This is a genomic window from Streptomyces sp. NPDC059787, from assembly GCF_042732315.1.
Lineage (GTDB): Bacteria > Actinomycetota > Actinomycetes > Streptomycetales > Streptomycetaceae > Streptomyces > Streptomyces atrovirens.
In genome coordinates, this window is sequence record NZ_JBHWHX010000001.1 from 193,895 (window position 1) to 209,342 (window position 15,448).

The following is a 15,448-nucleotide window of genomic DNA, read 5'->3' on the forward strand; positions in this document are numbered from 1 at the left end:
GTGCGAGCCCGTGGCTCGCACCCACCCGCCGGTTCCGCCGGTTTCCTCTGCGGAGCCGGTCCGTCGGTCCGCCGGCCTGCCGGTCCCAGCCTGTTCTCCCGGTCTCAGCCCGTTCTCATCGTGTCCGCTCCGCCCGCCACGGCAGTTCGGCGGTCACCCGCGTCGGGCCGCCCGCCGGGGAGTCCACCACCAGGATCCCGTCCACCGCGTCCAGCCGCTCCGCCAGCCCGGCCAGCCCGGAACCCTCCGACACATCGGCGCCGCCCACCCCGTTGTCCACGACCTGGAGCATCAGCCGGTTCTCCGTCCGCCACACCTCCACGGCCGCCCAGGTCGCCCGCGAGTGCTTGCTGATGTTCTGCAGCAGCTCCGAGACCGTGAAGTAGGCGATGCCCTCGATGGCAGGCGCGGGCCGCTCCGCCAGGTCCACCTCCACCTGCACCGGCACCGTGCACCGCGAGGCGACCGAGGACAGCGCCGCGTCCAGCCCCCGGTCGGTCAGCACCGCCGGATGGATGCCGCGGGCCAGGTCCCGCAACTCCTGCAGCGCCGTCTTCACCTCACCGTGCGCCTCGTCCACCATCCGTGCCGCCACCCGCGGGTCCTCCCGCAGCTTCTCCTTCGCCAGCCCCAGATCCATGGCCAGAGCCACCAGCCGGGCCTGCGCCCCGTCGTGCAGATCGCGCTCGATGCGCCGCAGGTCCGCCGCCGCCGTGTCCACCACGACCCCGCGGTCCGACTCCAGCTCCACCACCCGCGTGGCCAGCCGCGACGGTCCCAGCAGACCGTGCACCATCACCCGGTCCACCATCGTCAGCGCCCGCACGATCCACGGCGTGGCGAGGGTGAACAGCAGGCCCACCCCCGCGGTCACCGTGATCTCGAAGGGGTTGTCCAGATAGATCTGGTGGTGCTCGTCGCCGTACAGCTGTATGCCGTCCTGACCGCCGTACGTCGGCAGGACCCAGAACCACAGCGGATACGTCACCAGCGTCCATCCCACCGACCAGAGCGTCACGGTGACGACGAAGGAGAGCACCGCCCACGGCAGCTGCAGCACCGCGTACAGCAGGGCCCGCCAGGAGGCGCCGCTCTTGAGCACGGCCCCGATCCACGCCATGAACCCCTGCCGCCTCATCCGCAGCGGCTCCGGCTCGGCCACCTCCAGACCCAGCAGCCCCCGCGCCCGCGCCCGCTCCACCGACCCGAACCCGCGGCAGCCGGTGAGCGCCGTCGCCAGCACCGGGACACCGAGGAACGTCACCAGCAGGCCCGCCCCCAGCGACACCATCGTGACCGCGTAGGTGAACAGCAGGATGCTGATCGGCAGGCTCAGCAGCACATACCCCAGCTCGCGCCAGGTGCGTCCCTCGACGGGCGCCCGCAGCGCGGCCGGCAGCCGGTGCCGCCGTCCCTCGGTGTGCCCGGGATACCCGGACTCCGTGGAGAGCCCGTAGCCCTGTCCGTACTCCGTGCTCATCGGCGTCGTCCTTCTCCTCGTCCGGCGGCTGTGCTGTCGTACCTCCAGACTGCTCCGCCGCAGGTCGGCGGAACATGGAGTCCGTCGCAGTCTTGGGCGGGGGGTTTTCCCTACCCCCGGCCGCGGACGGACGCCTCCTTGGACGTCCTCCTGGCCCTGTCCGGGCCCTCGGCCAGGGCACCGGAACGGTCCCGCCACGGCAGCTCGGCCGTCACCGTCGTCGGACCGCCCTCCGGCGACTCCACGACGAACAGACCGTCCACCGCGCCCAGCCGGTCGGCGAGACCCCGCATACCCGTCCCGCCGTCCAGGCTCGCGCCCCCGCGCCCGTCGTCCCACACCTGTATGAGCAGTCGGCCCTCCGACCGCCACACCTCCACCGCGGCCGACCGGGCGCGGCTGTGCTTGCTGATGTTCTGCAGCAGCTCCGAGACGGTGAAGTAGGCGATGCCCTCGATGGCGGCGGCCGGCCGCTCGTCCAGGTCGACCGTCACCTGCACCGGCACCGTGCAGCGCGAGGCGACCGAGGACAGCGCCGCGTCCAGACCCCGGTCGGTCAGGACCGCGGGATGGATGCCCCGGGCGAGATCCCTCAGCTCCTGCAACGCCAGCTTCACCTCGCCGTGCGCCTCGTCGACCATCGACGCCGCGGCGTCGGGGTCCTCCAGCAGCTTCTCCTTGGCCAGGCCCAGGCCCATCGCCAGATTGACCAGCCGGGCCTGTGCCCCGTCGTGCAGATCGCGCTCGATGCGCCGCAGGTCCGCCGCCGCCGTGTCCACCACGACCCCGCGGTCCGACTCCAGCTCGGCGATGCGCCGCTCCAGCTCGTCGGAGGGCGACAGCAGACCGCGCACCATCGCCCGGTCGGCGTTGGCCAGGCCCCGCACGATGAACGGCAGCACCGGCCACAGCACGAACAGACCGACCAGCGTGACGGCGAAGGTGAGGACGCCCCACGGCAGCCGTATGAGCTCGTACAGGACGGTGCGCCAGCCCACCGGATCCTTGACCGCCATCCACAGCTGCGGCCAGAACCCGCCGTGACCGCGCATCGGCAGCCGGCTCGGCTCCTCCACCCGCACCCCGAGCAGCTTCCTGGCCCGCGCCCGCTCCATCCTGCCCAGCAGCCGGGAACCCATCAGCCCGAGCGCGAGCAGAGGGAACCCGATCACCGTGACGGTCAGCCCGACGCCGGTGAACAGCATGGTCACCGTGTAGACGAAGCCGGCCAGCGACACCGGCAGGTTCGCCAGGAGGTGGGCGATCTCCTTCCAGGTGTGCGCGTCGTACGCGAAACGGGCCGGTGGCGGGCGGTCGCCGGGCTCGGCCGGCTCCGGAAGTGCCGTCACGGACGTGCCCGGATTCGGGAATGGTTCGGTCATGGGCACAAGCGTGCCCGGAGCCGGGGGCCGGCGCCATGAGGTGGACCGCCAGGACGCACTGAGGAAAACCCCACCCCCGCATGCCGAGCGGTGACGGGCTGCTTACGGTGCATTTATCAGGGCCTAGACTCCCGTGCGTACAGATCGTCGAACCGTGACGTTCACCGGCACGGATCAAGGGCACGGCACAGGCATGGGCCAGGGCGCCGATCAAGGGAGTGAGGGGCGGACGTGCGGGAAACGACCGTCGTCGCGGCGGACTACTTCCAGTCCTACTCGGTCGTCGGACTGCTCGCCGTCGTCGGCCTGCTGTTCGTCGCCGTCGCCTTCGGGGCGGGACGCCTGCTGCGGCCGGTGGTCCCCACGCCCGAGAAACTCCTGACGTACGAGTGCGGGGTCGACCCCGTCGGCGAGGGCTGGGCCCACACCCAGGTCCGCTACTACGTCTACGCCTTCCTCTACGTGATCTTCGCCGTCGACTCGATCTTCCTCTTCCCCTGGGCGACCGTCTTCGCCGCCGACGGCTACGGCGCGACCACCCTCGTGGAGATGTTCATCTTCCTCGGCTTCCTCGCCGTGGGTCTGCTGTACGCATACAAGAAGGGCGTCCTGACATGGACGTGAACCCTGCCGCCCCCGAGCCCGTCCTGCTCCCGGAACCGAAGAGGCTCGGCGCGCTCGCCCGGCTGGCTCCCGAGCCGATGAAGGTGGTCCTCAACTGGGGCCGCCGCTACTCGCTGTGGGTCTTCAACTTCGGCCTCGCCTGCTGCGCGATCGAGTTCATCGCCGCGTCGATGGCCCGCCACGACTTCATCCGCCTCGGCGTCATCCCCTTCGCGCCGGGGCCGCGCCAGGCCGACCTGATGGTCGTCTCCGGCACGGTCACGGACAAGATGGCGCCCGCGGTGAAGCGCCTGTACGAACAGATGCCCGAGCCCAAGTACGTCATCTCCTTCGGCGCGTGCAGCAACTGCGGCGGCCCGTACTGGGACTCCTACTCCGTCACCAAGGGCGTGGACCAGATCATCCCGGTCGACGTCTACGTCCCCGGCTGCCCGCCACGGCCCGAGGCGCTGCTCCAGGGGATCCTGAAACTCCAGGAGAAGATCGCACGGGAGTCGCTGGGGGAGCGGTACGGGTCCGCCTCCGGCGGGGGGCGGCCGTCGGCGGCGGCGCTGCAGAGCGGGCTGGTCCGGCCGCCGGCGCCGTCCGGTGAGGGGGAGGGCCGATGACCGCGGTCGGCTGGCTCCCCGCCGACGCCGAGGAACTGTTCGGTACGGAGGCCACGGCGGAGGAGTCGTACGGCGTCCTGACCGTCGACGTACCGCCCGCCTCCTGGATCACCGCGCTGGAAGCCGCGCGCGACCGGATCGGCTGCACCTTCTTCGACTGGCTGAGCGCGGTCGACGAACCCGGCACCGGGTTCCGCGTCACGGCGCACGTCGCCGCCCTGGCCCCGGTACGCCGCCTGCTGCTGCGCACCACGGTGCCGCACGAGGCCCCCACGCTGCCCTCCGCCGTGGACGTCTACGCGGGTGCCGCGTGGCACGAACGCGAGACGCACGAGATGTTCGGCGTCGACTTCACGGGCCACCCGGGCCTGGACCACCTGCTCCTGCCGGACGGGTTCGAGGGCCACCCGCTGCGCAAGGACTTCGTCCTCGCCGCCCGGGTCGCCAAGGCCTGGCCCGGCGCCAAGGAACCCGGGGAGTCCGAGCACGGCGGCCCCAAGCGCCGCCAGATGCTTCCCCCCGGCGTCCCCGACCCCAACGAATGGGGCCCCCTCAAGGGCCAACTCCCCCCGGCCCCGGCCCGCCCGGCCCGAGGCACGGGCAGAACAGCGGCAGGCGCGACACGAGCGACAGGAGACCGCCCCCGCCGCACTCGCACGGCGGCGGAGGGTTCCGCGAGTCAGGCGGCCGGCTCGGAGGCGTCCGCCCAGCCCGCGACCCCGCCCCGCCGCACTCGCACGGCGGCGGAAGGCTCCGCGAGCCAGTCGGCCGCCGGGTCTTCCGCCCAGCCGCGCCGTACCCGTACGGCCGCGGAGGGCTCCGCGGGCCAGTCGGCGGAGGTGCGTCCCGAGTCGGCTGCTCCGTCCGAGACGAGCGCTGCCCCTGCACGGCGTGCGCGGAGCGCGAGTGAGGGGTCGGCGTCGCAGCGTTCCGATGCCTCCGCGGCCGGCGGACCCCGCCGGGCGCGTACCGCGTCCGAGGGGTCCGCGAGCCCGCGCGCCGCGTCGGGGGCTCCGGAGCCGTCCGACGAACCCGCGGCAGCGGGCGACGAATCCGCCCCCGTGCCCACCGAGGACCGCCGGGACCAGAAGCCTTCCGCCGCTCCCCGCAGCCCGGACGCCCCCTGGCACCACGCCCGCCCCGCCTTCGCCCAACCCGGGACGGAGGCGGAAGCGGAGGTGAAGCCCGATGCCGGTCCGGGCCGCGAGGCCCGGGAGGACGCGGCTCCGGATACCGGATCGGAGCCCGGCGCCGACGCCGAGACCGGCTCCAGGCCGGCCCCCGAGGCCGGCTCGAAACTCGAAGGCGAGCCCAAGTCGGATCGCGGACCGGCCCATGAGGCCGGGGCGGTCCCCGAGGCCGGATCGGAGCCCGAAGGCACCGCCAAGCCGGAACCCGGTCCGGTCCGAGAGCCTGGCCCCGAGGCCGACGCGGACCCCGAGACCGGACCGGGGACCGGAAGCGACTCCGAGTCCCCCACCCCCGAAGACCCCTCAGGAGGCCCGCGGTGAACGACGCGCTCGACGTCGCCCTGCGACTCCTGGTCGTGTTCGTCGTCTTCCTCACCTTCCCCCTGATCGTGGGTCAGACCGAGCACAAGGTGATGGCCCACATGCAGGGCCGCCTCGGCCCCATGTACGCCGGTGGCTTCCACGGCTGGGCCCAGCTCATCGCCGACGGCGTGAAGTTCGCGCAGAAGGAGGACGTGGTCCCGGCCGGCGCGGACCGGCGCATCTTCCAGCTCGCCCCGGCCGTCGCCCTCCTGCCCTACCTCCTCGTCCTGCTCGCCGTCCCGATCGGCCCGGGCGAGGGCGCGGTCGGCCAGGTGATCGACGCGGGCGTGTTCTTCGTCCTCGCCGTCATGGGCGTCGGCGTCCTCGGCTCACTCATGGCCGGCTGGGCCTCCGCCAACAAGTTCTCCCTCCTCGGCGGCCTGCGTACCGCCGCCCAGCTCCTCGCCTACGAACTCCCGATGCTGCTCACCGCCGCCTCGGTGGCGATGGCGGCCGGCACGGTCTCCCTCGTCGGCATCCTCGACGCGTTCGAGTGGTGGTGGCTGCCCTGGCAGATCACCGGCGCGCTCGTCTTCTTCATCGCCGGCCTCGCCGAACTCCAGCGCCCGCCCTTCGACATGCCGGTCGCCGACTCGGAGATCATCTTCGGCGCGTACACCGAGTACACCGGCCTGCGCTTCGCCCTGTTCCTCCTCGCCGAGTACGCCGGGATCGTCGTCCTGTGCGGCCTGACCACCGTCCTGTTCCTGGGCGGCTGGCACGGCCCCTGGGGCGCCGACGGGCTCGGCTGGGTCTGGACCCTGCTGAAGACCGCGGTCCTCGCCTTCGTCGTCATCTGGCTCCGCGTCACCTACCCCCGCCTGCGCGAGGACCAGCTCCAGAAACTCTCCTGGACCCTCCTCGTCCCCCTCTCCCTCGCCCAGATCGCCCTCACCGGCATCGTGAAGGTGGTGATCCGGTAACCATGGCTCCCATCCCCGGCTCCGGCCTGGCCAAGGGCCTGGCCGTCACCCTGCGGACGATGACGAAGAAGTCCGTCACCGATCAGTACCCCGACACCCAGCCCGACCTCCCGCCCCGCACCCGCGGTGTGATCGGCCTGTTCGAGGAGAACTGCACGGTCTGCATGCTGTGCGCCCGCGAGTGCCCGGACTGGTGCATCTACATCGACTCCCACAAGGAGACGGTCCCGGCGGCGGCCCCCGGCGGACGCGAACGCAGCCGCAACGTCCTCGACCGCTTCGCCATCGACTTCTCCCTGTGCATGTACTGCGGTATCTGCATCGAGGTCTGTCCCTTCGACGCCCTGTTCTGGTCCCCGGAGTTCGAGTACGCCGAGACCGACATCCGCGACCTCACCCACGAGCGCGACAAGCTCCGCGAGTGGATGTGGACCGTCCCGGCCCCGCCCGCGCTCGACCCCGGCGCCGAGGAGCCGAAGGAACTCGCCGCCGCCCGCAAGACCGCCGACAAGCTCGCCGCCGCCCAGGCCGAACCGCAGGGGGAGGGGTCGTGATCCTCGCCGCAGCGGCGGGAACGGCCGCGCACGCCACGACCACCACCGCCGCCGGGACGCACGGCTTCCTCTCCCCGACCGGCGTGGAGATCGCCTTCCTCCTCGTCGGCCTGGTCACCTTCGGGGCCGCCGTCGTCACCGTCACCACCCGGCAGCTGGTGCACGCCGCCCTGTGGCTGGTGGTGGCCCTCGGTGGCCTCGCCGTCGAGTACCTCCTGCTCACCGCCGAGTTCATCGCCTGGGTGCAGGTCCTCATCTACGTCGGTTCCGTCGTCGTCCTGCTCCTGTTCGGGCTGATGCTCACCAGGGCCCCCATCGGCCGCTCACCGGACGCCGACTCCGGCAACCGCTGGGTCGCCCTCGCCGTGGCCGTCGCCGCCGCGGCCGCCCTGGTGTGGGTCGTCGTCGACGCCTTCCGCACCACCTGGATCGACCTGGACGGCGCCCCCGCCGGCTCCACGGACGTCACCGGCGCGAGTCTCTTCCAGCACTGGGTCCTCCCCTTCGAGGCCCTCTCCGTCCTCCTCCTCGCCGCCCTCGTCGGCGCGATCGTCCTGTCCCGCAAGGCGAAGGCCGACGCCGCGTCCGACGCGACGGACACCCGGCGCGACACGGAAGGGGCCCGCTGATGCACCTCGCCTATCCCGCCGTTCTGTCCGCCCTCCTCTTCTGCACCGGCCTGTACGGCGTCCTCGCCCGCCGCAACGCGATCCTGGTCCTGATGTCGGTCGAGCTGATGCTCAACGCCGTCAACCTGAACCTGGTCGCCTTCGACGTCTGGCTCAGCCGGACCGCCGAGGAGACCTTGCACTCCGGCCAGGCCCTCACCCTGTTCACCATCGCCATCGCCGCCGCCGAGATCGGCATCGGTCTGGCGATCGTCCTCGCCGTGTACCGCAACCGCGGCACCTCGGACATCGACAAACTCCGCGACACCGCCGAGGGCCACCAGCCCGACGGCCCCGACAGCGACACCACCGGCCGCGCAGTCCCCGGGTCCCGGACGGCCGGCGAGAAGGCTGAGGCCACCGCGTGACCACGACCACCCTCGCCGTCCTCGTCCCCCTCCTCCCGTTCCTCGGCGCGCTCGCCGGGCTGCTCCTGGGCCGCACGGCCCCCGGCTTCGTCCGCCCGCTCGCCGTCCTGCCGACGCTCGCCTCCCTCGCACTGGCCGCCACGGTCGCCTGGCGCCAGGGCGGGGACCAGACCGTCGACGCCGCGACCGAGCTCACCCCCACCGGCTCGGTCCCGATCGAACTCGCCCTGTACATCGACGGCTTCGCCGCACTGACCGCCGTCCTGGTCACCGTCGTCGCCGGCTGCGTGCAGATCTACTCGACGGGCTACCTGCGCGACGACCCGCGCTACCCCTCCTACGCCGCCCTCGTCTCCCTGTTCACCTCCGCGATGCTCCTGGTCGTCTACTCCGGCGACCTGATGGTGCTGCTGGTCGGCTGGGAAGTCATGGGCATCTGCTCCTACTTCCTCGTCGGCCACTACTGGGAGACCCCCGAGGCACGTGCCGCCTCCCTCAAGGCCTTCCTGGTCACCAAGCTCGGCGACGTCCCCTTCCTCATCGGCCTGTTCGCCCTCGCCACCGAAGCCGGGTCCTTCCGCATCACCCGCGTCCTCGCCGCCGTCGCGAGCGGAGGCATCGAACACCCCACGCTGATCGCCCTGCTGCTCCTGGCGGGCGTGGCCGGCAAGTCGGCACAGTTCCCGCTGCACACCTGGCTCCCCGACGCGATGGCGGGCCCGACCCCCGTCTCCGCGCTGATCCACGCCGCGACCATGGTCGCCGCCGGTGTCTACTTCGTCGCCCGTCTCCTCCCGCTCTTCGAGGCCTCGCAGGCCGCGATGACCGTCCTCGCCGTCATGGCCGCCGTGACCATGGCCGGCTCGGCGCTCGCCGCGCTCGCCCAGGACGACATCAAACGTGTCCTCGCCTACTCGACGATCGGCCAGCTCGGCTACATGACCGGCGCCCTCGCCGTCGCCGACCGCGGCGCCGCCGTCTTCCACCTCCTGTCCCACGGCGCCTTCAAGGCGCTGCTGTTCCTCGCGGCCGGCGTGATCATCCACGCCGCCGGTACCAACTCACTGGCCGCCATGTCCCGCATGGGCCACCTGCGGGACCGGGTCCCCGACGCCTACTGGACGATGACCGTGGCGCTCCTCGCGCTCGCCGCGATCCCGCCGTTCAGCGGCTTCTTCTCCAAGGAGGCCGTCCTCGGCGTCGCCGAACACGTCGTCACCGGCCACACCGAGCACACCCCCGCCGCGGCGGGCTGGATCGTCCTCCTAGCCGGCCTCGTCACGGCCCTGCTGACCGCCGCGTACGCGATGCGGCTGTGGCTGCTGGCCTTCCGCGGGTACGGAACCGAGGCGCCCGACCACGGCAGGCAGCCGCTGACGATGACCACGGTGCTGTGGGTGCTCGCCGTACCGTCCCTCGCGCTCGGCGGGTTCGCCTACCGCGTACTGCCCGACTGGTTCGACGGCCACGACCTCACCCCGACACTCACCACCTCCGTGCTCGGCACGGGCGTGGCCCTGGTCGGCGGCATCATCACCTACGCCACCTGGCGGCACACCACCGCGCACGCCGCCGCCCGCGTCCCCCTCGGTGCCGTCGCCGCCCACCCCGAGGGCGACGCCGGACTGGTCGAGGCGGAGGCCATCGCCAGCCACGAACCGGCCTACGGAGACATCGCGTACGCACCCGACCCGTCGGACCCCGGACGGCTGCTGCTCGGCCCGCTGCACCGCCACGCGGCCGCCGGCTTCCACCTGGACGCCGTGTACACGACCCTCTTCGTCCGCCCGGTCCGGGCCGGCGCGAGCCTCGTCCGGTTCCTCGACCGCGAGGTCGTCGAGACCTACGTACGCGGCGCGGGCACGCTGCCCCGCTGGCTCGGCGCCGCCGTACGACGGGCCCAGACGGGCAATCTGCAGACCTATGTGAGCGCGCTGCTCGCCGGCACCGTCGTCCTCGCGGTCGCCGCCGTCCTCGTCGCCACGGGAGCGTGAGCAGGCGTGATCGATATCAACGAGTCCGTGATGCAGTTCCTTCTGGCGTTCCTCGTCGCCGGCCCGCTCCTCGGCGCCGCCGCCGCTCTCCTGCCGGCCCCGCCCGGACTGAAGGGGAAGTCACCCGACCAGGCGGTGCTCCGCCACGGTGTGACCGTCACCGGCGCGATCCTCATCGCGGCGATCGTCCTCGCGCTCGGCTTCGACCACGACCAGCCGTCGAAGATGCAGGCCACGACCGACATCAGATGGATCCCCGCACTGGACGTACGCATCCACCTCGGCACCGACGGCATCTCACTCCCCCTCCTGGTCCTGACCGCGCTGCTGACCTTCCTCTGCGCGCTCCACTCGTACTTCAAGCCGCCCGCGGGACCGTCCCCGAAGGCCTTCGTCGCCCTGCTGCTCGTCCTCGAGTCCGGCACCCTCGCGACCTTCGCCGTCCTCGACCTGATCCTGTTCTTCCTCGCCTTCGAGACGGTCCTCATCCCGATGTACTTCCTCATCGCCCGCTGGGGCGGCGAGGGCCGGGCCGAGGCCGCCTGGAAGTTCATCCTCTACACGCTGCTCGGCTCCGTGGTCATGCTGCTCGGCCTGCTCCTGATCGGAATCAAGGCGGGCACGTTCGACATGGTGGCACTCGCCACTGACAACGGCCGGTCCCTGACCACATCCGTGCAGGTCATCGCCGTACTGGCGATCGGGGTCGGGCTCGCGGTGAAGACCCCGATGTGGCCGCTGCACAGCTGGCTGCCCGACGCCCACACCGCCGCTCCGACCGTCGGCTCGGTCCTGCTGGCCGGTGTCCTGCTGAAGATGGGCACGTACGGGTTCGTACGGATCCTGCTGCCCGCCGCGCCGGACGGTTTCCGCACCTTCGCGCCGTACCTCGCCGCGTTCGCCGTCGTCGGCATCGTCTACGGGTCCCTCGCCTGCCTGGCCCTCGCCAAGCGGGGCGCGAAGGGCGACCTCAAACGCCTCATCGCCTACTCCTCCGTCGGCCACATGGGCTTCGTCCTCCTCGGCGTCGCGACCATGACCCCGACCGGCGTCAACGGCGCCCTGTTCGCCAACATCGCCCACGGCCTCATCACCGGCCTGCTGTTCTTCCTGGTCGGAGCCCTCAAGGACCGCACCGGCAGCACCGACCTCGACACCCTCGCGAAGGAGACCGGCGCCGCCCTCTACGGCAGGGCCCCGCGCCTCGGCGGCCTGCTCGCCTTCGCCGCCGTCGCCTCCCTCGGCCTGCCCGGACTCGCCGGATTCTGGGGCGAGATGCTCGCCCTGTTCGGCGCCTTCGACCCCGCCGAAGGCCTCAGCCGCCCCGCCTTCCTCACCTTCATGGCCATCGGCGCGTTCGGCACCCTGCTGACGGCCGCGTACCTGCTGGTCGTGGTCCGCAGGGTCTGCATGGGCGCCGCACCCCAGGACGCCCCGGAACTCACCGACGTGCGCTCCTACGAGTTCGCGGCCTGGATCCCGCTCGTCGTCCTCACCGTCGTCGCCGGCCTCTGGCCGGGGGCCCTCCTCGGACTGACCGACCCGGCCGTGCAGCAGCTCCTCGCAGGAGGCACCCGATGAGCTCCCTCGTCCAGTCCGTCGACTGGCTGGCCATCGCGCCGCCCACCATCACGGCGGTCGTCGGACTCGTCGTCCTCGTCGCCGACCTGTTCGTCGACGAGAGGCGGAAACCGCTCCTGGGCCGGCTCGCGGTGGCCGGACTCGCCGCCGCCACCCTGATGCTGCTGCCCCTCCTCGACGCCGACCGCAGCACCTTCTGCCTGGTCGGCGTCGAAGGCGTGTGCAGCTACACCGCGGACCGTTTCACCCTGGTCATCCAGTTCCTGGTCCTCGGCGGCGCCCTCCTGGCCGCCCTCCTGTCCGTCACCGCCCTGAAAGACGAGGGCAAACGGCTCCCCGAGGGCGAGTACTGGTTCCTGTTCCTCTCCTCCGCGGCCGGCGCAGCCCTCCTGCCCGCCTCCCGCGACCTCGCGACCCTCGTCGTCGCCCTGGAGGTCGCCTCCCTGCCCGCCTTCGCCCTGGTCGGCCTCAGACACGGCGACCGGAAGTCCTCCGAAGCGGCCCTGAAGTTCTTCCTGTCCTCCGTCACCGCCACCGCCGTCAGCCTGCTGGGCATCAGCTTCGTCTACGCCGCCACCGGAACCCTCCACCTCACCCTGGTCGCCGAACGCATCCAGGACGTCGACGGACAGCTCCACACCCTCACCCAGACCGGCGTCGTCCTCACCCTCATCGGCTTCGCCTTCAAGACCGCCGCCGTCCCCTTCCACTTCTGGGTCCCCGACACCTACGTGGGCGCCCCCCTGCCGATCGCCGCCTACCTGTCGGTCATCGGCAAAGCGGTCGGTTTCTCCGGCCTGATCCTCGTCACCGTCGTCGCCCTCCCGTCGTACGCCGACGTCTGGGGTCCTGCCCTCGCCGCGCTGGCCGCCCTCACCATGACCGTCGGCAACGTGGGCGCCCTCAGACAGCAGGCCACGCGCGCGTACAGCGCGGTACGCCTCCTCGCCTGGTCGTCCGTCGGCCAGGCCGGCTACCTCCTGGTGCCGATCGCCGCCGCCGCGTACTCCGGCGACCCCGAGAAGTCGATCGGCTCCACCGTCGCCTACGCCCTCATGTACGGCGCCGTGAACCTGGGCGCGTTCGCCGTGGCCGCCCTCGTGGGCCGCACACACCGCCTCAACCGCGTCGCCGACTACCGCGGCCTCCACGCCTCCAACCCCCTCACCGCGCTCCTCCTGGGCTTCTTCCTGCTCTGCCTCGCCGGACTCCCGCCGGGCATCATCGGCCTCTTCGCCAAGGTCACCGTGTTCTCCGCGGCCGTCGACGCCGGACTCGGCTGGCTCGCCGTCGTCATGGCCGTCAACGTCGTCATCGCGCTGGTCTACTACCTCCAGTGGACGGCCCTGCTGTTCCGCGCCCCCGAGGGCGAACCGGTCAAACACCGGCTCCCCGCCCCGCTCTCCGCCGCCCTCGCCCTGACCGGCGTCCTCGGCATCGCCCTGTCCGGCGCACCCCAGCTGGTCCTGCGCTTCACCGGCACCGGGCTCTTCTGAGCACACCGGGCCGAGCCCCGCACGCGCGCGTACGGCCACCGCACGGCCACGCGCGCGTGCCGCCCGGGACGCTCCGGACGGCCGTCACCCGGACGGTTGACACGCGCCACCGCGCGCACAAGGGAACTAGTGCCCTTCGCCTGGCGTTGACCGGTACGGGAGGGTCCACTGGACGTGACACCACGAGACCAGTGGGCAGCGCAGGTCAGAAGGAAGATCAGCAAGCAAGGGTCCCCCTGCCGCACGACTTGGAGGGCGTACCGTGCACCGCCGGCACAACGGGCTCAGGACAGCAGTCCTCCTCGGGGGACTGTCCGCACTCATCATCGTCATCGGCAGCTTCTTCGGCCGCATGGGGCTCGTCGTCGCCGTCCTGATCGCGCTGGGCACCAACGCGTACGCGTACTGGAACAGCGACAAGCTGGCCCTGCGCGCGATGCGCGCCCGCCCGGTGAGCGAGTTCGAGGCCCCGGGGCTGTACCGCATGGTCCGCGAGCTCTCCACCCAGGCCCGCCAGCCCATGCCACGCCTGTACATCTCCCCGACCGAGGCCCCCAACGCCTTCGCCACCGGCCGCAACCCGCGCAACGCGGCCGTGTGCTGCACCGAAGGCATCCTGCGCCTGCTGGACGAGCGGGAGCTGCGCGGCGTCATCGGCCACGAACTCAGCCACGTCTACAACCGCGACATCCTGATCTCCTCGGTCGCCGGCGCCCTCGCCTCCGTGATCATGTTCCTGGTCAACTTCGCCTGGCTGATCCCGATCGGCCGCTCGGACGACGACGACGGCCCCGGCCTCCTCGGCATGCTGCTGATCATGATCCTCGGCCCGCTCGCCGCGTCCCTCATCCAGCTGGCCATCAGTCGCTCCCGGGAGTACGAGGCCGACGCCTCCGGCGCCCAGCTCACCGGCGATCCCCTCGCCCTCGCCGGCGCCCTGCGCAAACTGGAACACGGCACCAAACAGCTTCCCTTGCCCCCCGAGCCCCGCATCGAGACGGCCAGCCACATGATGATCGCCAACCCGTTCCGCCCGGGCCAGGGGCTCTCGAAGATGTTCTCCACCCACCCGCCGATGGCGGAACGCATCGCCCGGCTCGAGAAGATGGCAGGTCACCACCAGTGAAGACCATCCTGAATCTCATATGGCTCGTCTTCAGCGGCTTCTGGCTGTTCCTCGGCTACCTGCTCGCGGGCGTGCTGCTCTGCATCACGGTCATCGGCATCCCCTTCGGCGTCGCCGCCTTCCGTATCGGCGTCTACGCCCTGTGGCCCTTCGGGTACACGACGGTCGAGCGCCGGGACGCGGGAGCCCCTTCCTTCCTCGTCAACGTGCTGTGGCTGCTCCTCGCGGGCTGGTGGCTGGCGCTCGGCCACATCGTCACCGGCATCGCCCTGTGCGTGACGATCATCGGAATCCCGCTCGGCATCGCCAACTTCAAACTGATCCCGGTCTCGCTGTTCCCGCTGGGCCGCGAAATCGTGCGGACGGACCAGTCGTTCACACAGCGCGGGTGAGGCGGGAGGCGCCCCCGTCGGTCGCGTCATGACCCGGGCGTCGTCCACAAGCCGGAGGTTGTCCACAGGCCCGCACGGATGTCAGTGGCGGCCCGCATGATGAATCCATGACCGAGCACGAGCAGTTGCTGACACAGGTGGCGGAAAAGGCCCGCAACACCCGCCCATGGGGCTGGCCTTCCCTCCCCGAGCCCATCGACGCGGCCACACTGGCACGCGCCGAGGCCACATTGGGCTTCGCCCTGCCCCCGCTGCTCGCCGAGCTCTATCTGCGCATAGCGGACGGCGGATTCGGCCCCGAGTACGGATTGCTGCCCCTGCTGGACAGCGCACCCTCCGGTGAACCCGCCGCCGTGGCCCAGTACCTCGCCAACCGTGAGAGCGGCCGCGAGGACCCCGACTGGCCCTGGCCCGAGGGAATGCTGCCCATATCCCACTGGGGCTGCGGCATGTACGCCTGTGTGGACTGCCGCTCACCCCAGGCCACCGTCCTCCTCTTCGAACCCAACCCGGGCGACCCCGACCACGCCTGGTTCCTCGACGCGCCCGGCCTCACGGACTGGCTCCGCTCCTGGGTCCAGGGCACGGGCTGGTACGAGGAGGAGAACGAAGGGGTGGACCTGGCACCCTGGACCGGTTTCACGGGCCGAGGGACATCGGCGCCGACGTTCTGACCGAGCTCCGCGAAGGCCACCGAGG

General features: G+C 71.7%; 15 protein-coding genes. 13 read left to right on the top strand and 2 right to left on the bottom strand.

All coding sequences use genetic code 11. From position 1 onward, the window contains the following. Positions 1–115: 115 nt before the first annotated feature. Positions 116–1,480, bottom strand: coding sequence for a sensor histidine kinase (locus ACFV5H_RS00940; protein ID WP_385058394.1), 1,365 nt, complete (start codon positions 1,478–1,480; stop codon positions 116–118). 110 nt (positions 1,481–1,590) lie between these two features. Then, positions 1,591–2,862, bottom strand: a complete 1,272-nt coding sequence (locus tag ACFV5H_RS00945) for a sensor histidine kinase (protein WP_385192048.1) — start codon at positions 2,860–2,862, stop codon at positions 1,591–1,593. Between the two features lie 231 nt (positions 2,863–3,093). Between ACFV5H_RS00945 and ACFV5H_RS00950 the strand changes: the two genes are divergently transcribed. The 13 genes from ACFV5H_RS00950 to ACFV5H_RS01010 all read left to right on the top strand — a co-directional run bounded on the left by ACFV5H_RS00950 (position 3,094) and on the right by ACFV5H_RS01010 (position 15,423). Continuing rightward, positions 3,094–3,486 carry an NADH-quinone oxidoreductase subunit A gene (locus ACFV5H_RS00950; protein ID WP_030860845.1) on the top strand — a complete coding sequence of 131 codons (393 nt, stop codon included), beginning with the start codon at positions 3,094–3,096 and terminating at the stop codon, positions 3,484–3,486. Then, positions 3,477–4,094, top strand: coding sequence for an NADH-quinone oxidoreductase subunit B (locus ACFV5H_RS00955; RefSeq protein WP_073932811.1), 618 nt, complete (start codon positions 3,477–3,479; stop codon positions 4,092–4,094). Before ACFV5H_RS00950 ends, ACFV5H_RS00955 begins: the two co-directional genes overlap by 10 nt. Then, entirely contained in the window at positions 4,091–5,605 is a 1,515-nt protein-coding gene (locus ACFV5H_RS00960) for an NADH-quinone oxidoreductase subunit C (RefSeq protein ID WP_385192052.1), read from the top strand. The genes ACFV5H_RS00955 and ACFV5H_RS00960 overlap by 4 nt, the downstream gene beginning before the upstream one ends. Beyond that, positions 5,602–6,570, top strand: coding sequence for an NADH-quinone oxidoreductase subunit H (locus tag ACFV5H_RS00965; RefSeq protein ID WP_385058387.1), 969 nt, complete (start codon positions 5,602–5,604; stop codon positions 6,568–6,570). Before ACFV5H_RS00960 ends, ACFV5H_RS00965 begins: the two co-directional genes overlap by 4 nt. Before the next feature lie 2 nt (positions 6,571–6,572). After that, a complete protein-coding gene (locus ACFV5H_RS00970; protein ID WP_385192054.1) occupies positions 6,573–7,124 on the top strand; it encodes a NuoI/complex I 23 kDa subunit family protein in 552 nt (183 codons plus the stop codon). Next, positions 7,121–7,753: an NADH-quinone oxidoreductase subunit J gene (locus ACFV5H_RS00975; RefSeq protein WP_385058383.1), complete on the top strand. Its 633-nt coding sequence runs from the start codon at positions 7,121–7,123 to the stop codon at positions 7,751–7,753. The genes ACFV5H_RS00970 and ACFV5H_RS00975 overlap by 4 nt, the downstream gene beginning before the upstream one ends. After that, the gene (nuoK, locus tag ACFV5H_RS00980; RefSeq protein WP_385192057.1) at positions 7,753–8,160 is read left to right on the top strand and encodes an NADH-quinone oxidoreductase subunit NuoK; all 408 of its coding nucleotides are present in this window, start codon (positions 7,753–7,755) and stop codon (positions 8,158–8,160) included. Before ACFV5H_RS00975 ends, nuoK begins: the two co-directional genes overlap by 1 nt. After that, positions 8,157–10,154: an NADH-quinone oxidoreductase subunit L gene (locus ACFV5H_RS00985; RefSeq protein WP_385192059.1), complete on the top strand. Its 1,998-nt coding sequence runs from the start codon at positions 8,157–8,159 to the stop codon at positions 10,152–10,154. The genes nuoK and ACFV5H_RS00985 overlap by 4 nt, the downstream gene beginning before the upstream one ends. A 6-nt stretch (positions 10,155–10,160) precedes the next feature. Continuing rightward, positions 10,161–11,735, top strand: coding sequence for a NuoM family protein (locus ACFV5H_RS00990; protein WP_385192061.1), 1,575 nt, complete (start codon positions 10,161–10,163; stop codon positions 11,733–11,735). After that, on the top strand, positions 11,732–13,231 hold the full coding sequence (locus ACFV5H_RS00995) for an NADH-quinone oxidoreductase subunit N (protein WP_385192064.1): 1,500 nt from the start codon (positions 11,732–11,734) through the stop codon (positions 13,229–13,231). The genes ACFV5H_RS00990 and ACFV5H_RS00995 overlap by 4 nt, the downstream gene beginning before the upstream one ends. Positions 13,232–13,493: 262 nt before the next feature. After that, entirely contained in the window at positions 13,494–14,357 is an 864-nt protein-coding gene (gene htpX, locus ACFV5H_RS01000) for a zinc metalloprotease HtpX (RefSeq protein WP_385192066.1), read from the top strand. Continuing rightward, positions 14,354–14,749, top strand: a complete 396-nt coding sequence (locus ACFV5H_RS01005; RefSeq protein ID WP_385058373.1) for a YccF domain-containing protein — start codon at positions 14,354–14,356, stop codon at positions 14,747–14,749. Before htpX ends, ACFV5H_RS01005 begins: the two co-directional genes overlap by 4 nt. A gap of 107 nt (positions 14,750–14,856) precedes the next feature. Continuing rightward, complete coding sequence (locus ACFV5H_RS01010) at positions 14,857–15,423, top strand: SMI1/KNR4 family protein (protein WP_385192069.1); 567 nt, start codon at positions 14,857–14,859, stop codon at positions 15,421–15,423. Positions 15,424–15,448 lie beyond the last annotated feature (25 nt).